The 18,554-nt window shown below is 62.0% G+C and carries 20 protein-coding genes; 5 read left to right on the forward strand and 15 right to left on the reverse strand.

The annotated features are described in order from the left end of the window. Positions 1–72: 72 nt before the first annotated feature. Positions 73–2,160 carry an excinuclease ABC subunit UvrC gene (gene uvrC / locus AC0L3I_RS20335; protein ID WP_473528021.1) on the reverse strand — a complete coding sequence of 696 codons (2,088 nt, stop codon included), beginning with the start codon at positions 2,158–2,160 and terminating at the stop codon, positions 73–75. After that, positions 2,157–2,933: an SDR family oxidoreductase gene (locus tag AC0L3I_RS20340; RefSeq protein ID WP_473528022.1), complete on the reverse strand. Its 777-nt coding sequence runs from the start codon at positions 2,931–2,933 to the stop codon at positions 2,157–2,159. The genes uvrC and AC0L3I_RS20340 overlap by 4 nt, the downstream gene beginning before the upstream one ends. A gap of 407 nt (positions 2,934–3,340) precedes the next feature. Here AC0L3I_RS20340 and AC0L3I_RS20345 point away from each other — a divergent pair, with 407 nt between their 5' ends. Further along, positions 3,341–3,991, forward strand: coding sequence for an outer membrane protein (locus AC0L3I_RS20345; protein WP_473486719.1), 651 nt, complete (start codon positions 3,341–3,343; stop codon positions 3,989–3,991). A gap of 82 nt (positions 3,992–4,073) precedes the next feature. Here the strand turns inward: AC0L3I_RS20345 and AC0L3I_RS20350 are convergent, their stop codons facing one another. After that, positions 4,074–4,670: a glutathione S-transferase family protein gene (locus tag AC0L3I_RS20350; protein ID WP_473528023.1), complete on the reverse strand. Its 597-nt coding sequence runs from the start codon at positions 4,668–4,670 to the stop codon at positions 4,074–4,076. A gap of 450 nt (positions 4,671–5,120) precedes the next feature. On the opposite strand from AC0L3I_RS20350, the gene AC0L3I_RS20355 reads away from it, so the two are divergent. Further along, positions 5,121–5,669, forward strand: coding sequence for a hypothetical protein (locus AC0L3I_RS20355; RefSeq protein ID WP_473486717.1), 549 nt, complete (start codon positions 5,121–5,123; stop codon positions 5,667–5,669). A 447-nt stretch (positions 5,670–6,116) separates the two neighbouring features. Continuing rightward, positions 6,117–6,455 carry a transcriptional regulator gene (locus AC0L3I_RS20360; protein WP_192362290.1) on the forward strand — a complete coding sequence of 113 codons (339 nt, stop codon included), beginning with the start codon at positions 6,117–6,119 and terminating at the stop codon, positions 6,453–6,455. On the opposite strand, the gene AC0L3I_RS20365 is transcribed toward AC0L3I_RS20360, so the two are convergent. The 10 genes from AC0L3I_RS20365 to AC0L3I_RS20410 all read right to left on the reverse strand — a co-directional run bounded on the left by AC0L3I_RS20365 (position 6,425) and on the right by AC0L3I_RS20410 (position 15,863). Then, the gene (locus AC0L3I_RS20365) at positions 6,425–6,877 is read right to left on the reverse strand and encodes a hypothetical protein (protein WP_473528024.1); all 453 of its coding nucleotides are present in this window, start codon (positions 6,875–6,877) and stop codon (positions 6,425–6,427) included. The two genes, AC0L3I_RS20360 and AC0L3I_RS20365, sit on opposite strands and share 31 nt — an antisense overlap. Positions 6,878–7,008: 131 nt before the next feature. Beyond that, a complete protein-coding gene (locus tag AC0L3I_RS20370) occupies positions 7,009–7,854 on the reverse strand; it encodes a 23S rRNA (adenine(2030)-N(6))-methyltransferase RlmJ (RefSeq protein ID WP_473528025.1) in 846 nt (281 codons plus the stop codon). A gap of 3 nt (positions 7,855–7,857) precedes the next feature. Further along, the gene (locus AC0L3I_RS20375; protein WP_473486715.1) at positions 7,858–8,472 is read right to left on the reverse strand and encodes a hypothetical protein; all 615 of its coding nucleotides are present in this window, start codon (positions 8,470–8,472) and stop codon (positions 7,858–7,860) included. A 265-nt stretch (positions 8,473–8,737) separates the two neighbouring features. Then, a complete protein-coding gene (locus AC0L3I_RS20380; protein ID WP_473486714.1) occupies positions 8,738–9,838 on the reverse strand; it encodes an ABC transporter ATP-binding protein in 1,101 nt (366 codons plus the stop codon). Between the two features lie 10 nt (positions 9,839–9,848). Then, complete coding sequence (locus AC0L3I_RS20385) at positions 9,849–10,682, reverse strand: carbohydrate ABC transporter permease (protein WP_473486713.1); 834 nt, start codon at positions 10,680–10,682, stop codon at positions 9,849–9,851. 19 nt (positions 10,683–10,701) lie between these two features. Continuing rightward, positions 10,702–11,637, reverse strand: a complete 936-nt coding sequence (locus AC0L3I_RS20390) for a carbohydrate ABC transporter permease (RefSeq protein WP_258118151.1) — start codon at positions 11,635–11,637, stop codon at positions 10,702–10,704. 104 nt (positions 11,638–11,741) lie between these two features. After that, a complete protein-coding gene (locus AC0L3I_RS20395) occupies positions 11,742–13,001 on the reverse strand; it encodes an ABC transporter substrate-binding protein (RefSeq protein WP_473528026.1) in 1,260 nt (419 codons plus the stop codon). Positions 13,002–13,028: 27 nt separating this feature from the next. Further along, positions 13,029–14,204 carry a PLP-dependent transferase gene (locus tag AC0L3I_RS20400; protein ID WP_473528027.1) on the reverse strand — a complete coding sequence of 392 codons (1,176 nt, stop codon included), beginning with the start codon at positions 14,202–14,204 and terminating at the stop codon, positions 13,029–13,031. Further along, positions 14,201–14,941, reverse strand: a complete 741-nt coding sequence (locus AC0L3I_RS20405; RefSeq protein WP_473486709.1) for a FadR/GntR family transcriptional regulator — start codon at positions 14,939–14,941, stop codon at positions 14,201–14,203. The genes AC0L3I_RS20400 and AC0L3I_RS20405 overlap by 4 nt, the downstream gene beginning before the upstream one ends. Positions 14,942–15,173: 232 nt before the next feature. Then, positions 15,174–15,863 carry a TetR/AcrR family transcriptional regulator gene (locus AC0L3I_RS20410; protein ID WP_473528028.1) on the reverse strand — a complete coding sequence of 230 codons (690 nt, stop codon included), beginning with the start codon at positions 15,861–15,863 and terminating at the stop codon, positions 15,174–15,176. Between the two features lie 236 nt (positions 15,864–16,099). On the opposite strand from AC0L3I_RS20410, the gene AC0L3I_RS20415 reads away from it, so the two are divergent. Both AC0L3I_RS20415 and AC0L3I_RS20420 read left to right on the forward strand, forming a co-directional pair. After that, complete coding sequence (locus tag AC0L3I_RS20415; protein ID WP_473486707.1) at positions 16,100–16,543, forward strand: RidA family protein; 444 nt, start codon at positions 16,100–16,102, stop codon at positions 16,541–16,543. 195 nt (positions 16,544–16,738) lie between these two features. Then, positions 16,739–17,461, forward strand: coding sequence for a haloacid dehalogenase type II (locus AC0L3I_RS20420; RefSeq protein ID WP_473528029.1), 723 nt, complete (start codon positions 16,739–16,741; stop codon positions 17,459–17,461). Between the two features lie 166 nt (positions 17,462–17,627). Here the strand turns inward: AC0L3I_RS20420 and AC0L3I_RS20425 are convergent, their stop codons facing one another. Then, positions 17,628–18,074, reverse strand: coding sequence for an anthrone oxygenase family protein (locus AC0L3I_RS20425; protein ID WP_123149753.1), 447 nt, complete (start codon positions 18,072–18,074; stop codon positions 17,628–17,630). 65 nt (positions 18,075–18,139) lie between these two features. After that, positions 18,140–18,508, reverse strand: a complete 369-nt coding sequence (locus AC0L3I_RS20430) for an antibiotic biosynthesis monooxygenase family protein (protein ID WP_473486704.1) — start codon at positions 18,506–18,508, stop codon at positions 18,140–18,142. Positions 18,509–18,554 lie beyond the last annotated feature (46 nt).

The following is an 18,554-nucleotide window of genomic DNA, read 5'->3' on the forward strand; positions in this document are numbered from 1 at the left end:
ACTCAAATCAGAAGCGAATGTGGGGGGTCAACAGGCGATAGTCGATGGATCAACTGAAAATAGCCGAATCCATCAGCTCTCGTGGAAATGGTTGTAGACCAGCTTCGCCACCTGCTCGGATATGCCGTCGACCTTGACCAAATCCTCGATCGCAGCGCGGCTGACCGCCTTGGCGGTGCCGAAATGCATGAGCAGCGCGCGCTTGCGGCCCGGGCCGATGCCGCTGATCTCGTCGAGCGGGCTCTTGACCATCTCCTTCTTGCGGCGGGCGCGGTGCGAGCCGATGGCGAAGCGGTGGACCTCGTCGCGCAGCCGCTGGACGAAATAGAGCACCGGGTCGCGCACGGGGAGCGAAAACGGCGGCTTGCCCCTCACGAAGAAGCGTTCGCGGCCGGCGTCACGGTCCTGGCCCTTGGCGATGCCGATGGCCTGGACACGGTCCTCGATGCCGAGATCGGCGAGTATCTTGCGCACTGCCGTCATCTGGCCCTGGCCGCCATCGATGAGGATGACGTCTGGCCAGGCCGGGAAGCCGCCCGCATCCTCGATACCGTCGCCCTGTTCGGCCAGGGTGTCGTCCGCCGCCTGTTCGCTCTGCGGCATATCGCCATGTTCCTTCAGCAGCCGGGAAAAACGCCGCTCCATCACCTCGCGCATCATGCCGAAATCGTCTCCCGGCGTGATCTCGGTCGAGCGGATGTTGAATTTCCGGTACTGGTTCTTCACGAAGCCTTCCGGCCCGGCGACAACCATGGCGCCGACGGCGTTGGTGCCCATGATATGGGAGTTGTCATAGACCTCGATGCGCACCGGTGTTTTTTTCAGGCCGAAGGTCTCGGCGAAGCCGGTGAGCAATCTCCCTTGCGTCGAGGTCTCGGCCAGCCGGCGGCCGAGCGCCTCACGGGCATTCTGCAAGGCGTTGTCGGTCAAATCCTTCTTTTCGCCGCGCTGCGGCACCGAGATCGCCACCTTGCGACCCGCACGGGTGGAGAGCGCCTCCGCCAGCAATTCTTGGTCCTCGACGCCATGCGATAACAGGACGGTGCGCGGCGTCGGCTTGTCGTCATAGAATTGCGCCAGGAACGAGCCCAGCACCTCGGCTGCGTCCAACGCCGGATCGGCCTTGGGGAAATAGGCGCGGTTGCCCCAGTTCTGCCCGGTGCGGAAGAAGAACACCTGGATGCAGACCTGGCCGCCTTCCTGGTGGATGGCGAAGACATCGGCCTCGTCGACGGTCTGCGGGTTGATGCCCTGATGGCTCTGCACATGCGACAGCGCCGCCAGCCTGTCGCGATAGATGGCAGCGCGCTCGAAGTCGAGGTTTTCCGCAGCCTGCTGCATGGCGGCGGAGATATCGGTCTTCACCTTCTGGCTACGGCCGGACAAGAAGTCCTTCGCCTCGGCGACCAGCCTGGCATAGTCACTATGCGAGATTTCGCCGGTGCACGGGCCGGCGCAGCGCTTGATCTGGAACAGCAGGCACGGCCGGGTGCGGTTCTCGTAGAAGGAGTTGGTGCAGCTCCTGAGCAGGAAAGCGCGCTGCAGCGAATTGATGGTGCGGCCGACGGCGCCGGCCGAGGCGAAGGGACCGAAATAGTCGCCCTTGCGCGAGCGCGCGCCGCGATGCTTGTAGATGCCGGGCGAGACATGATCGCCGGTCAACAGGATGTAGGGGAACGACTTGTCGTCCCGCATCAGCACATTGAATCGCGGCCGCAAGCGCTTGATAAGGTTGGCTTCCAGCAGCAGCGCTTCGATCTCGGTGCGGGTGACGACGAACTCCATCGTCGCCGTCTCGCGCACCATGCGGCCGATGCGGCTGGTGTGGAAACGGCCTTGCGCGTAATTGGTCACCCGCCTCTTCAGGCTGCGCGCCTTGCCGACATAGAGCACGTCGCCTGCGGCATTCATCATGCGGTAGACGCCGGGCGCGTTGGGCAGCCGTTTGACCAGCGTCTGGATGACTTCGGCGCCGACCATGCCGTCGGCATCGCCGGCATGCGGCGTCCAATCGATGGCCGTGAAGTCGACGTCAGGGCCGCCCGAACCAGGAGCTGACGGTTCGACGATCTCCTCCGCCGCCTCGTCCTCGAGGTCGACATCGGGGGGCAGATCGTCGGCGGTGCCGCCTTGTTTGTGTTTCTGGTCCATGGGACTCATTCGACAATGCCTGTCACATCCGGTGTCTGCCATGCAAGGTGCTGGCCGCCGTCGAGTGCGATCATCTGGCCGGTGACCGAGCGCGCGCCCCAGAGATAGCGGATGGTGGCGCCGAATTCAGGCAATTCCGGGCCGCGCTTCAGGATCAGCCCGTCGACCTGCGCGGCAAAGTCGCTGTCGTCCTGGCGCGCGCTCTTCAGCGTCGGGCCGGGGCCGATGGCGTTGACGCGAATGCGGGGTGCCAGCGCCTGCGCCATCATCTGCGTCTCTGTCCACAATGTCGATTTCGACAGCGCATAGGAGAAATAGCGTGGCGTCGGGCGCCAGACGCGCTGGTCGATCATATTGACGATCAGCCCTTCCTGGCCTTCCGGCAGCGCGCGGGCGAATTCTTGCGCCAAAAGTGCCGGCGCCTTCACATGGACGGCGAAGTGACGGTCCCAGGCAATCCAGTCGACGTCCTGAACCGTGTCGTCCACGAACAGCGAGGCATTGTTGACCAGCAGTGTAACAGGCCCGAGCGCGGCTGCGGCGCGGCCGATCAGGTCGCCGACCGCGGCCATGTCGGTCAGGTCGGCGGCGACCACAGCGGCGCGACCATCCTGGCCAAAATGGCCGCCGTTGATCCGCGCAGCCAACGCTTCCGCCTCGGCCCGCGAGCGGTTGCAATGGATGGCGACAGCAAAACCGTTCGCGGCCAGATCCTCGACGATCGCCTTGCCGATCCGCTTGCCCCCGCCCGTCACCAGCGCCGTTCCAGCGGCCTTGCTCATCCTGTCAATCCTCAATGGGCTTCGATTTCAGCCAGTCGGCGAAATATGGCCGGCCAAGCGTTAAATGCCGTTCGGACCTTGGGCAGCATTGTGGCAAAGCGGCCGGATCGGTCTTTCGACTGTGGCCGGGACTCGGCCGTCAGACCGCAATATAGGGCTCCGGACCCCTTGCTCCAAGCGGTGTTCAGCGCGGCACGGCAAAGCCTCCTGACACTATCTGTTGCGCAGATACAACGTCAAAATTCAGCCTCATTCGTGCCCGGTAATGACCCAAGTTCAGGTTCGCTTCAGCCGCATTTCGACACGACATTCGGAACCGTTGAGCGCCAGACCCGTTTATCCCCCCGGCGGGTTGAGGGCGCTTGTGAAAAGCAAGCCTGTGCCTGTGGCTTAAGGAGTAAAGAACAATGCAAGCCAATCTTAAATTTGCGCGACCGCTGGCGGTGGCGTTTGGGCTCTTCGCCCTCGGCGGAACCGCCTATGCTGCTGACGTCATCTCGGAAGAGCCGCCGGCACCCGCCCCGATCGCCGAACTTCCGGTCGCTTCCTGGGCCGGTCCCTATGCCGGTGTGAGCGTCGGCTACGGCTTCAGCGGTCACGCCGACGCCGAGGATATCGGCACTGACGTCGACACCGATGGATTCGTCGGCGGCGTCTTCGGCGGCTACCAGTGGCAGCAGGAGAACTTCGTGTACGGTGCTGAAGCCGATATCGGCTATAGCGGCATCGAGGGCGACGATGGTGGCGTCGAGGCCAAGGGCGGCTTCGAAGGCTCGCTGCGCGCCCGCCTCGGCTACGCCGTCACCCCGGAAATCCTGCTCTACGGCACCGCCGGTGGCGCGCTCAAGAACCAGGAGATCGAAGCCGCTGGTTCCAGCGACGAAAACACCATGCTGGGCTGGACGGCCGGCGTCGGTACCGACATCAAGATCACCGACAATGTGTTCGGCCGTGTCGAGTATCGCTACACCGACTTCGGCGACAAGGACTTCGACGGTATCGGCAAGGTCAAGTCGAGCGACAACCGCGTCACCTTCGGCGTCGGTATGAAGTTCTAAATTCGTCCAAGCCACGACACGAAAAAGCCGGGCCTCGTGCCCGGCTTTTTTTGATCTTTTCTCTGGCTGGGTGCCAACCAGCTCACGCCGGGACGCAGGGTTTCAGCTCCGGAAACTTCTCGTCGAAGCGCGCTGCCCAGCGGACCAGCCGGCTGCGGCCCTTTTCCCATTTTCCGGCAAAGCGCAGCGAGAGATAGCCAAGGCAGGCGCGCAGCGCCAGTTGGCCGGCGGTGATCTTCTTCGGCAGCTTTGGCGGATTGGCGTTGAGCAGATCGAGCGCGTTGGTTATCTTCGCCCACTGGCGGTCGAGCCAAGGCTGGTAGACCATGTCTTCGGGGCGCGTGCGCCGCTCATAGACCATCGACAGCGCGCAGTCGCAGATGCCGTCGGCCAGTGCCTCCAGCACTTCTGCCTCAAGGCGCCTGTCGGGATTGCGCGGGAACAGCGCGTTCTTCGACATGCGGTTGAGATGCTGGGTAATGGCGCGGCTGTCGTGGACCGAGCGGCCGTCGTCGAGCACCAGCACCGGGATCTTGCCGAGCGGATTGGTGTCGATCAGCTCGGCTGGCTTGTCTTCGGTTTTTATCGGCACGAGATCGACTGCGATGCCGGCATAAAGCGCGGCCATGCGTACCTTGGAACTGTAGGGGGACGTGGAAGCGTAGAGCAGTCTGGGCATGATCGGGTTCCTGGTTGCCGAGTACAGAGCGCGTGGACGCGCAAAGAATGCTGTAGCACTTAGAATTTGCGCATGATCCATTTCCGCGACACTGTTGGCCGGGCATGCCGGCATGATCAACAGCCCACAGGCGGAAAAACCGGGCGCCACGGCAAACGACCGTTCCTCTGCGATCTTGAGGCAATGAGCGGTACGGCAGTTGCAGCCCAAGAGAATCTGAACAGGTCAGACAGACCCGGAACCCAGTCACCGGTCTTGCACCGAGAATTCCTCTGCGGGCACAGAGAAATGCCCCACCGGACTTCGCCGTGCGGCGAAGTCCTGGGAGCTGCGAAAAGCTGTCTTCGCTCCGCCTCTATTCTTGCCCGAGCACTGACCCTGCGAGCGAGGCGCCTGTCCGGCACCCGCCCTTAACGGTCTTCTCCGCGAGCGAAGAAACGCGATTACTTCTTGGCCTTCGCCTTCGCGGGCGCTGCCTTCGCCTTCGGCTTGGCCGCCGGCGCTGCTTTCTTCACCGCTACCGAAGACTTCGCTGCAGCCGCTTTCTTTGCCGGCGCAGCCTTCTTGGCCGGTGCAGCCTTCTTTATCGGCGCAGTCTTGGCAGGTGCTGCTTTCTTCGTTGCCGGCTTCGCCGCGGCTTTCGCGGCCGGCTTCTTGGCCGGCGCTGCTTTGGCCTTGGCTGGTGCTGCTTTCTTCACTGCCGGTTTTGCCGCGGCTTTCGCGGCCGGCTTCTTGGCCGGCGCTGCTTTTGCCTTGGCCGCGGCGGCCTTCGGCTTGGCAGCAGGTGCTGCTTTCTTCACAGCGGCCGCGGCCTTTGCCGCCACTGCTTTTACTGGTGCCTTCTTTGCCGGTGCCTTCTTTGCCGGTGACTTGGATGCCGGCGCTTTGGATGACTGTTTAGCCATATCATGCCCCTTAGTTGTGCCGACGGCCGTTAATGACCCGGCGCGTAATGCATATCTGACTCGCGCTTGTCTAGCCAGCGAAGCATTAGCATGATTTTTTCAGTTTAAGTTTTGGTTACAGGCGACACACGCTCGTGCTGATTTCGCAAAATGCCGTTGCTGCTCTTCGATCTTTGCCGACGGTTTGCTACAGACATTGTGCGCGCTTTGCCGGACCAATCTTGCTACGAAGCGCTGAAGGTTAGCAAGCGTTTTGCTCGTTGATCATCGACCGGCAACACCATGATGCGGCTGCTTCAACGATCTCATCGTCTTGTCAACCGGACGATCTACACAAGCTGCAAAAGCAGAACGCGGGCCGCTCTGCGCCAGGACCTTGCCTGCGTTCGAGAGGGGCAATTTTTTGCTAAGGTTGACAGATTACTCTATTCGGCAGAGTATTCTGCAGTATCCGGGAGAAGCGCATGTCATTCGGGCAAGATCAAGCGGCGCTGTCCCAGATCAGTGAGACTGAACGCCGGACACCACAGCAGGCCCGATGATGGCTGCCGACGAAATCATCCACCAGAGCGTGCGTCTCAGGATCATGGCCACGCTGAATTCTCTGGAAAGGCGCAAAGCGCTGGAATTCGCCCGATTGAAGGCCATCGTCAATGCGACCGACGGCAATCTCGGCGCGCATATCGATACGCTTGCCAAGGCAGGATATGTCGATGTCGAAAAGCTGTTTGTCGGACGCCGGCCGCAAACGCGGGTCAAGGCGACGTCAATCGGACGGCGCGCCTTTCGCGGTCACGCCGCCTTCCTTCGCGCCATCCTCGATGAGGCGGAGCAGCCAGGTAAACGCGTTCAGCGCAGGACTCGGCAGCGGCCGTTGTAGACCATCCAGCGGTCGAAGCCCGAGACGCAGAATTCGACATTGTCGCCGATCGAGGCAAAGCCCTGCCCTTCCTCGATCAGATACCAGATGGTACGGGCGTGGCCGTCGGACAGGCTGACGGTGGCGCCGCAATAGCGGCGGCCGATCGGCCAGGTTTCGTTGGCCGGCAGATAGCGGTGCTGATGGATCCCCTGGAAATCGGCGATCTCAACATCGGGCAGGTTCGGGACGTGGTGCACCTGGTAGGAGAAGCGGCTGGTGATCTTGTTCAGCACCCAAGCCTCACCGCAAACGCCGCTATCTTCGTCGACGTAGACGGCAAGGTCGGCCGCCTTTGCTGCCTGTGTGACAGCGAGGGACGTGCCGAGCGGCGTGCAAAGGGCGATCAGTGCGGCAAGGGCGGATTGGGCGAAGCGAGTCATGGCAGCCTCTTATGGTCGATTGCGCGCACTGTGCGGATTCGCTTGCGCGCGGTCAAGCGGTTGTAGAGACAATGGTTTCCTAGTTCGAAATCGCCTTCAGCCAGGACAGGCGCGCGAATACCTCTGCCGCCCTACGCCGCCAGCCATTCCAGCGTCCAGTGCGCTGGTTTTTCAACGACAAGCAATGTGTGCAAGGCCGGCAGCAGCGTGCGCAATTCGCCCTCCAGCGTGAACGGCGGGTTGACCACCACCATGCCGCTGCCGTCGAGGCTGGGCTCGGCCGATGGCGGCCTGATCTCGAAGCCGATGTCGAGCAGCTTCGGGACGCCTGACTGCACCAGCGCCTTCCGGAAGGCGGCGACCGCCTTGCGGTCCTTGACCGGATACCACAAAGCATAGATGCCGCCGGGCCAGCGCTTATGGGCTTTCCGCAGCCCGTCGACGAGGCGATCGAACTCGCCCTCCTCCTCGAACGGCGGATCGACGAGTACGAGGCCGCGCTTTTCCTTCGGCGGCAGATGCGCGCCGAGCGCCAACCAACCGTCGAGCTCGATCACCCGGGTCTGGAAATCGCCTTGGAATAGCGCCCTCAGTTTCGCGGCATCCTGGCGATGCAATTCGATCGCCGACAGCCGGTCCTGCTTGCGCATGAGATGACGCGCGATCAGCGGCGAGCCGGGATATTGTTTCACGCCGCCTTCGGGATTGAGCGAACGGACAGCTTCCAGATAAGGTGCCAGTAGTGCTGCCGCAGGGGCGCCGATCTCGGCGCCGACCAGCCGGCCGATGCCGCCTTGCCATTCGCCGGTCTTTTGCGCTTCAGTCGACGCCAGGTCGTAGCGGCCGATGCCGGCATGGGTGTCGATGACGCGAAACGCCTTGTCCTTCTGTTTCAAATATTCGACGAGCCGGCTCAGCACGACATGCTTGACGACATCGGCGAAGTTTCCGGCGTGATAGGCGTGGCGGTAATTCACGAGCTAACTCGAGCCCCTGCCCCAGCGCGGCGGTGGCGGCTGCGAATTCGGATTTTGCGGTCGCCGCCCGCCGAAACGCAACGCCAGCAGCAGCCCGATCAGGCCGGCCGCCATCAGCGAGAAGCCGACCGGCCGCGCCCGGCGGTCGATCTCGCCGACACCGGAGCGCAGCACGAGATCCACCGCCCGCATCTCAATGCCTTCGGCGTCGCCGGGGCCGACGGTGAAGATGTAGGGGCCAGGGCTGACCATCGGGATCAGTCCTGCCTCGTCGCGAAAGATCTTGTCCGGCAGTTGCGGGCTGACCTGGCGCGGATTTTCCGAATGGGTGAACTGCAGTGTCGAGGCGAGCACCGTCCTGCCACCGGTGGCGGCGGTCAGCGTCAATACGGTGCGCTGTTGCGATACGACGATGCGTTCGGTCCTGGCGGTAAGATCGACCAGCACCCGCACCGGCGCGTCGCGGCCGGACAGCGGCACCGTCACCGGCCTGAACCGGCCCTGTTCGTAGACCCGCCAGGTGCCGATCTCATGGCCGGAGAAATTGGTCATCGCCCAGGGATAGACGACGCCGATGCCGGTGCCGGCGAGCAGGATCAGAAGAAACAGAAAGCGCATGCGCTCGACTACCTAGCCCTGTTGTTGTTTGACCATGATCTCGTCCGAAAACCGGTTCCCACTTTTTGCTTCGCTGACCTTCGGTTCGGGATCATGATCTAGCGCCGCCGCGGGCGCGTTCCATCTCGTCCCAGGAGCCATGTCGACGCCGAGATCGAATGTCGTATCGAATTCGGCGGTGCCAAGATAGGACAATAGCATCGGACCCAAAGGTGGGAACCGGTTTTGGGAAAATTCGAATGATCGGAACGGCCGAAAGGGGGGATCAGCCCTTCCCCTTCTGGAGGATCGATTCCGATGCGCGCTTTCCAGTCTCATCGAACAGATGCAAATGTTGCGGCGGGAATGCCACCGTCACCGTCGGACCGGCCGTGAGCGCGGCCCGGTCGAGCGTGAAGACGTTGAATGGCAGGCCATGCAGGCCGAGATGCAGGATGATGCCGAAGCCGGTCGGCTCGATCAGGTCGACCGTCGCCCTCAGGCTGCCCTCCGAGGCCGGCGATATCTCGACATGCTCCGGCCGGATGCCGAGCGTTACCGCCGCGCCTTCCTCGAGTTGATAGGCTGACGAAAGCGCAATCAGCGTTCCGTCAGGCAATCGTGCGCCGGCCGTGCCTGCGCCGACCTCGTAGCGTGCCGACAGAAAATTCATGGCCGGCGATCCGATGAAGCCGGCGACGAACAGGTTGGCGGGGCGATCGTAAAGCTCCAGCGGGCTGCCGACCTGCTGCACCACGCCCTCATGCATGGCGACGATCCGGTCGGCCAAGGTCATCGCCTCGATCTGGTCGTGGGTGACATAGATCGAGGTCGCGCCGAGATCGCGGTGCAGCTTCTTGATCTCTGCCCGCATCTGCTCGCGCAAGCGCGCGTCGAGATTGGACAGCGGCTCGTCGAACAGGAATGCCTTGGGCTGTCGCACGATCGCGCGGCCCATCGCCACGCGCTGGCGCTGACCGCCCGACAGTGCCTTCGGCCGCCGCGCAAGCAGCGGCTGCAGCTCAAGCTTCCTGGCCGCATTGCTGACAGCGGCCGTGATCTTCTCGCGGGCGGCCTTACGGATCCGCAGGCCATAGCTCATGTTCTCGGCGACATTCATGTGCGGGTAGAGCGCGTAGGATTGGAACACCATGGCGATGTCGCGGTCCTTGGGCGCCCGCTCATTGACGCGCATGCCGTCGATCCGGATCTCGCCTTCGGTCACCTCCTCGAGCCCGGCGATCATGCGCAGCAGCGTGCTCTTGCCGCAGCCCGACGGCCCCACCAGCACCACGAACTCGCCGTTCTTTATCGACAAGTCGACGCCGTGCAGCACGGAGACGATGCCGAAATTCTTGCGGACGTTGCGGATGTCGATCGATGCCATGAAACCTCACTCAGCCCTTGACCGCGCCGGCCGTCAGGCCCTGGACCAGATAGCGCTGGATGAACAGGAAGAAGAGGCAGGCCGGGATCAGCGCCAGTACGCCGGCCGCCATCATCTGCCCGAAATCGACCGAAAATTTCGACACGAAGGTGAGCAGACCGACCGGAAACGTTGCGGCGCTGTTGCCCGAAATCAGCATCAGCGCGAACAGCAGCTCGCTCCATGCGGCGGTGAATACAAAGCCCAGCGTCGCGGCGATGCCGGGCAGCGTCAGCGGCAGGATGATCTGGCGAAACGCCATGAACTGCGTGGCGCCATCGATCTTGGCCGCCTCCTCCAGTTCCTTGGGAATGCCGTCGAAGAACGACTGCATCAGGAACGTCGCGAAGGGGATGTTGAAGGCGGTGTAGACGACCACCAGCCCGGTCAGGCTGTTGGTCAGCCCGAGCGGCGAGAGCATCTTGAAGATCGGCGCGACCAGCATCACCAATGGAAACATCTGGGTGAGCAGCATCAGCGCGACCAGCCAGTATTTGCCGCGGAAGGTGAAACGCGACAACGCATAGCCGGAGAGGGACGCGAGCAGCGTCACGATCACGGCCGTTGCGCCGGCAACGATCATGCTGTTCCTGAAGAAGACCGGGAATGCGCTGTGGGCGAGCACGAAACGGAAATGTTCAAAGCTCATCCGCGACGGCCACATCCGCACGCCCTCCGAATAGAGCAGGTCGTTCGGCGTCACCGATACTTTCAACAGCCAGAACAGCGGGAACAGCGCAAAGACCACGTAGCAGAGGATCGCAAGGCGGTGCAGCGCGGTGCCGAAGGTCGAATACCTGTTCATCTGGTCATCCCCCGACCCATCACGACCGATCCATCAGGACTTGCCGCAGCATGACGATCAGCATCGAATAGGCGAGCAGCAGGACGAGCAGCACCAGCGCGATGGCCGAGGCGTAGCCGAAATCAAGGGCTCTGAAGGCCTGCGTGAAGATGTAGCTCGCGACGATCTGCGTGCGGTCGGCCGGCCCGCCGCTGGTCATGACGATGATCAGGTCGGCGAAGTTCGAGATCCAGACAGTGCGCAACAGCACGGTGATCGCAATGGTCGGCGCCAGGAATGGCAACGTGATCGACGTGAACCGCCTGATCGCGCCGGCGCCGTCGATCGCCGCCGCCTCGTAGAGGTCGCGTGGGATAGCCTGAAGCGCGGCCAGCAGCGTGATGGCGAAGAAGGGAATGCCCCACCAGACGTTGGCGATGATCGGTCCCCACATGGCGAGCTGCGGATTGGAAAGGATGTTGGCCGGCTCGCTCATCAGGCCGAGCGCATAAAGCCAATGCGGCAGCGGTCCGATGACGGGATTGAACAGCCACGCCCAATTGAGCCCGGTGAGGAAGGTCGGCACCGCCCAGGGCAGGAACACCAGCGCCTGCGCTATGGCGCGGCCGGCAAACGGCCGGTCGAGCAACAGCGCCAGGACCAGGCCGAATACGAACTGCAGGAAGACGGACGCGCCGGTCCACCACAGCGTGTTGCGCAGCGCCCGATAAAAATTATCGTCGTCATAAAGGGTTCGAAAATGATCGAGCCCGACATACCCGCCAGAGAAGGGATTAAGCAAGTGCACGTCACGGAAGGCGTAGGACAGGCCTAGCACCAGCGGCGCCAGCATGATGGTGACGATCAGAATCAGCGCCGGGGCGGTGTAAAGATATGGCTCGGCGTGGCGCGTGATCCGGTCGACCAGCGACCGGCGGCGCGATTCCGGGAACCCGGCGGTGGCGTCAAAAACCATCAGCTAACGCTTTCGTTCCAATTGGACATCCTTCCAATCGACCATGGACGAGGCCTATCGGAGCCACCCGGCGATGGGCGGCTCCGATGCTCTAGGTCCGCCGTTTATTTCTTGGCCAGGTACTTCTGCTGCGCCTTGGTCAGATAGTCGGCCCACTGGTTGGCCATTTCCTCGGGCGTGATGTCGCCGAGCAATGCCTGTTGACTGGTCTTGATGACCATCGAGTCCTTGAAGAAGGCGAACTCCTCGAGATAGGTCGGCATGACCGTCGGCACCGCATCCTTGTCCTCGAGTTCGGCGAACCAGCCCTTGAACTGCTCGCTTGCGTAGAAGGGATCCGTTTCGGCCGACTTGTGGACCGGCAGCGCACCGGTGCGCTTGTTCCACTCGACATTGCCCTCGGGCCCTTCAAGCGTTTCGATCAGCTTCCAGGAGAGGTCCTTGTTCTGGCTTGCCGCCATCATCGACCAACCGGCATAGCCGATGGTCGGGAACGTCTTGCCGGACGGCCCCTTCGGCATGGTCGTGACGCCGTAGTCTTCCGGCTTCATCCGCTCGGCGATTGCGATCAGCGCGTCTGGATCCTGATCAAGCATTGCGCAGGTGCCGGTGTAGAATCCGGCGACGATTTCGTTAAAACCCCAGTTGACGCTGTCCTTCGGTGCCAATCCCTTCTTGTACAGGTCGACGACCCAGGTCAGTCCCTTGACCCAGCCTTCGCTGTTCATCGTCGAGGTGCCGTCTTCATTGAAGAACTTGTTGGACCCGGCCATGGTTGCGCCGAACATGATCCAGCCGTTGAGGCCGCCCGGCCCGCCGCGCAGGCAGTAGCCATATTTGCCTGGAAGCTTGGATACTTTTTCCGATGCCGCCACGAACTCGTCCATCGTCTTGGGCGGCTCGGTGACACCAGCCTCCTGGAACAGCTTCTTGTTGTAGAACATCGCCCGGAGATAGAAGCCGTAGGGCAGCATGTAGGCGGTGTTGTTCACGTCGCGGCCGAGTTCGAGCGCGCGATCGGTGAGGCCCGAGGTGTGCTCCCATTTGGCAAGATAGGGTTCGAGGCTCTCGAGAAGACCGTTGTTGGCATAGAGCGACAGCCAGGTGTCCGGCATCTCCATGACGTCGGGGATTTCGCCGGCGGACACCATGGTCGCGAATTTCTGGAACGCCTCGCCCCAGGGCAGCGAGATGACCTCGACCTTCGTGCCCGGGTTGGCAGCCTCGAATTTGGAGACGATCGATTTCAGGGTTTCGGTGCGTTCGGGGCTGGTGATCACCTCCACGAGCTTCAGCGTCGTGTCGGCGAGTGCAGCACCCGACATCAGTACGGTGGCGAATGCGGCGATAAGAAGCTTCTTCATTTTCCGTTCCCTTCTTGTCTGGTTGCTTCAGGTCTTTTCTTCGGAAGCGGCTGTGATAGCCGTTTCCAGGTCACTCCACAGCGCCTCGGTTCCCTCGAGGCCGACATGGAGACGCACGGACCGCGGATGGACGCCGAACGCCATCGCGGAATTGGGTTGGGCCTTCTGCTGCAGCACGACCTCGCCGGGCACGATGAGGCTTTCGTGGCCGCCCCAGGACACGCCTAGCTTGAACAGCTTGAGGTGGTCGGCAAACGTCCGGATGTCGATGCCGTCGCGGAAGACAAATGAGAACAGGCCCGACGTGCCGGTGAGCCCCGCAGGAAGCAGGTTGGCCAACCCCGGATGGCAGACCTTCTCGACGATCGGATGATCCTGCAGGCGCCGTGCGATTTCGAGGCCGGAGGCCTGATGCGCGCGCATCCGGATCGGCAGTGTGCGCAAGCCACGAATCAAGAGCCAGGCGTCGAATGGCGACAGCTTGCCGCCGAGATATGGGTAGGCTTCGCCGCGGATGCGGCCAATCAAGTCCTTCGAGCCCGCGACCACGCCGGCGACGACGTCGCTGTGGCCACCCAGATACTTGGACGCGGAGTGGACAACCACATCGACGCCGAGCGACAGCGGCCGCTGGAAGACCGGGCTGGCCCAGCTGTTGTCGATGATGGTCGGGATGCCGCGGGACTTTGCCAGCGCAGCGAGCGCACCGATGTCATGGGTTTCCATGACCCAGCTGGTCGGGCTTTCCATATAGAACAGCTTGGCGTCAGGCAGGGCGCTCGCGACAGCGGCTTCGTCGCGCCCGTCGACATAGGTCACCTCGATGCGCATGCGCGCGAGCAGCGTCCCGAACAGCCGGAACGCGTCCGGGTAGATATGCCTGACCGCGACGATGCGGTCGCCCGGCTCGACGAAGCTCAGCACTGCCGACGAGATGGCGGACATGCCGCTCGCAAAACCGATCGCGTCCTCGGCGCCCTCCAGCTTTGCCAGCATTTCCTCGAACATGCGCACGGTCGGGTTTAGCCCGCGCGTGTAGGTCGGCCGCACCTTTTCGCCGCGGTACGTCTCGAGCATCTCGTCATAGTTCGGGAAGGTGAAGAGCGAGGTCTGCACGATCGGCGGCACGACGGCATCGAAGGCGTTGCCCTCGTCATGCGCGGCGATCAGCGATGCCTGGTCGAAAAAATCGGGACCGTTCATTTCGACATTTCCTCGATATCCTCTTCCACGATCTCGAGGATCTTCAGCGTTTTTCCCCGCGCCAGCTCCGCGTCCCTGGCGACGATGGCATCGAACAGTTCGCGGTGATACGGGAACGATCGCCGCGCGAAATCCTGCCGGTCAAAAGGATGGTCCCAAAAGCGCTCGAACGCTTCGCGCATCTGCCCCAGGAGCTGCCGGAAAAGCGGGTTGTGCGTGGCGTCGTAGACGGCCAGGTGAAAGGCCAGGTCTTCCGGACCCGACGTGCCGGTGGCGAGATGGACGCGCTCCATCTCGATGAGTTTTTCCTCGATCGTCCGCAGATCGTCGACAGTCCGCCGCCGCGCCGCGACCATGCTTGCCTCGGCCTCGATGCCGCGGCGTACCTCGAGGGTGTGCAAGAGACCATCGCGCAGCTCTGCCGTATCGAGCGACAGCGGCAAATGGATCGTGCCGGCGGATATCGGCTTGAGCAGATAGGTGCCGCTGCCTTTGCGGGTCTCGGTGACGCCGAGCGCTTCGAAACGCCCCATCGCCTCGCGTATCGTCGAGCGCCCGACGGAAAGCGCGGCCATCAATTCGCGTTCGGTCGGAAGCCGGTCACCGCTCTTCAACGCAGCGCGCTCGACATAGTCGGCCAGCGCTTCCATGACCTGCTTGCCGCGATCCAATGGCGGGAGCGTGGCGATTGCCACACGCGTAGCAGATGCCCCGGGCAGTTCGCCGCGCGCTCGCATGGGAACCTACATACAAAATTGGTCTGACATCTTAGCAGATTTGCGCGCGGCCGACCTTTCGTCAAGTGCCCTGGGCAGTGTCTCAGTTTGCATTTCGGCTCACGACCCGCTGTGGAACCTTAAACCTTGCCGCAAAGGCTTCCGCTGCGACGTTGCAAAAATCAGGTGCAAAAACTGTCGTTTAAACGGGGATTTTGCGACAGTCGCTTTGAGCCAGAGCTACCGTTCAGCCTCATCCTGGAGAGAGGCCATCGAGGAGGAAACCGAGGCCTTTCCGGAAGGTGCCGCCCCAATCGTTATCCAACAGCAGACGAGAGCGTTCGATTGTCGGGTAGCGTTCGCTGAGACGTGTAAGGCGTTGCTGCGCGGCGACCCTGTCGTCGTCCGAGAGGTCGAAGCTCGCCCGGGTGATGGTGGCGCCCATCACATAGTTCCAGAGCGACCATATCGCGACGTTCACATCTGCGTCCGCAACCCCGGCTCTGGACAAGGTGTTGCTCAGCAGTTCCAGGCGACTGAGTATGTTCGGGCCGAGTGCCCGGCGCGGCAACAGCGATGCCGACCAGGGATGGCGCAGCATGCTGGCGCGCCAGTCTTCGAGCATATGAACGACTTCTCCGCGCCAGTCTCGAGACTCAACCATTTGCGGCGGTCCGCGATATTCGAGCACCGAGTCGAGCGCCAGATCAAAGACATCCTCTTTGTTGTCGACGTGCCAATACAGGCTCATCACGCCCGAACCGAGGCGATCGGCCAGCCGACGCATCGTCAATCCGTCGACTCCCTGGGCGTCCAGCAGTTCTACCGCGGTCGCCACGATGCGTTCCCGAGAGAGCGGCGGTTCACTGCGCGGCTCCTGCACGGGCTGGAGCCGCTCATTTATCCCTCGTTTGCTCCGGGCGCCGCTGCGTTTTGCAGCCATCCGTCTCCCTCGCTGTTCAGAACGTCGATTTTGAACCGGCAACGCGACGAATGTCGATCTTGAACGATTGACTCGTACGGCGTACCATACGATGACTCGTACATCGCACGAGTCATCGTATGGGCGATACGGTTAAAGTTCAATCATGCCGGCCGCGAGGGTACGTTGCTCGCAGAGCCAAGAGAAAATCATGTCACGCGCAAATCAAGCATCTGCTTATCGGAGGGCTAATCATCATGACCATTGGAGTTCCCGCTGCGACAACAGCGAGTGAGAAGGATCTCAAGCTGACCATCGTCAATCCACAAAACCTCTACGACCCGTCGCCGAATGGCTACAGCACGGCGGTGATCACGCCCCGCGATGGCCGGGTGGCCTACATCTCCGGACAGGGCGGCCAAGACAGCACGGGAGCCTTGTCGCCCGACTTCGCTGTCCAGGTTGGGCAGGCCTACGCAAATTTGCGTACCGCCCTCGATGAGCTCGGTGCCAGGCCGGATCAGGTCGCCAAGCTCACGGTCTTCGTGGTCGATCACGATATGTCCAAGCTTGAGGTGTTGACCAAGAACGTCAAGAAAATGTTCGGTGAGGCGCTGCCGGCGCAGACCCTGATTCCCGTTCCCAAGCTTGCAATTGACCCCATGCTCTTCGAGGTGGAGGCCGTCGTCATTCTGGAGTAGTGATGCCGGTCGCCCTTCGCACATATCCTGAGCTTCGCGATAGTTTCACCCTGTCCATCCGGTCAATGGTTTGCCTGTCGCAAATGTCCCTCGCAAAAGTGGGTGTCTCGCGACCGATTTTTGCGACAGCCGCAAGAGGCGCTCGCCACCCGAATGCGACGGTCATGTATTGTGCGGATCGAGGAGCCGAATGTGATGGCATTGGATGGTGTACGTGCCTTGGTATTCGACGTATTCGGCACTGTCGTCGATTGGCGCAGCGGCGTGGCGCGCGAAGCTGAATCGTTCCTGAAGCGGCATGGAGCAGTATCCGCCATTCCTACCGCTTTCGCGGATGCGTGGCGCAGCCGTTACTCCCCAGCGATGGAGGAGGTGCGCAGCGGCCGGCGGCCTTTTACACGGCTCGACGTGCTGCATCGGGAGAATCTGGAAGCTGTTTTGCCAGAATTCGGGGTCGACCCGGCTTCGGTGCCAGCGTCCGAACTGGACGAACTGAACCTGGCATGGCACCGATTGGAGCCATGGCCGGACGCGGTGGCCGGCCTCACACTGCTGAAGGCCCGCTATATCATCGCACCGCTCTCGAACGGTAACATCGTCCTCATGCTCAACATGGCGAAGCGTAGTCGCATCCCCTGGGATGCGATCCTCGGCGCCGAAGTCGTGCAGGCGTACAAGCCGATGCCGCAAGCCTATCTTCGCACCGCTGACGTCCTGGCAATGAAGCCAGCTGAGATCTGTCTTGTGGCCGCCCACAATGGCGACCTTGCAGCGGCTCGGGCATGCGGATTGCGAACAGCCTTTGTCCCGCGTCCGACCGAGCACGGGTTAGCGCAGACCACGGACTTGCACCCTGATCAGGCCTGGGACCTGGTGGCCAGCGACTTCATTGACTTGGCTGAACGGCTTCAGGTGTAGCGCGTCTCAACGATCAGCAAACCACCCCCTTCAGTGTTCTTCCCGGTTTCGGTCCGATGCTTTCTTCGGCGTCGTGAGCCAATTGCTCCGCGATCTATCCCGGGTTGCGGATAGCCAAGATGGCAGGCTTTACTACGCCTTGCGTTCCCAGCGCCGGTCCCGCCCTTCACCGAGCGACTGCCAGAATCCCGAGCACCGACGCGACGGTAGCGAGCAGGATTCGAACGTTGTGGACCATGAGCCAGGTGTCTAGCCGGGCGGGCACCTGATCCAGGGGAATCGACTTGGTGGCGAATTGCGCGTTGGTCGGAAGGAACCAGGCCATAGTGAGAACCAGAACGGCAGCGACACAGGCGATCGCCCCGATCCACAGTGCACGTAGTCCTCCCTCGCTCCAGCTGAGCCAGAGCGAACCGATCAGGCCGATGAGGGTCGGAACGACGACAAGGGGGATCGTCCTTATGATGAACCGGTCGTTCTGGCTAAACCAATCGAGGAATTCGGCAGCCGGAAGGCTCTTCCAGTAGCCGCCCAACGTTACGCCGATCGTCAGCATGACGCCGGCGAACATCGCCGAACCAGAGATAGCGAGAATGTTGAATAGGAGTCGCAACGGAATCTCTCCTGCCTTTCTTTTCTTTCGATTTTGATGACTTCGAATTCTTGCTGACGCCACGCCTACGCGAGGCAGACGCCCGCCACGCCGACTTTTTGAAACAGGTGCGGGGAAGCGACCGCCGAAGCTTGATAGACTGAGAGTTTCGCCCTGAACTCCGGATGCATGAACGCAGTCCGGAAGTCTGCTGTCGATCCCCAGACGGCATAGTTCAGATAAGTAGGACTTTCGCCGACCGCGCGGTGAAGCTGGGTCGAGATGAAACCCGGCTGCTGTTTCATGAACAGCGCATCGTCCTGCCAGGCTCGGAGAAAGGTCTGTTCGTCCGCCTTGTCGAGCGTGAATACGTTCACGAGCACGACGGAAGCAGCATCGATTGCGATCTGACGTTCGATCGGGAATGCAGGGTCCAGTGGGCGCATAAGAGACATGATAGGTTCCTTTCCAATTTGGTTATACGATGTCGATCTGGTATGA

The sequence above is a fragment of the Mesorhizobium sp. WSM4840 genome, assembly GCF_055811755.1.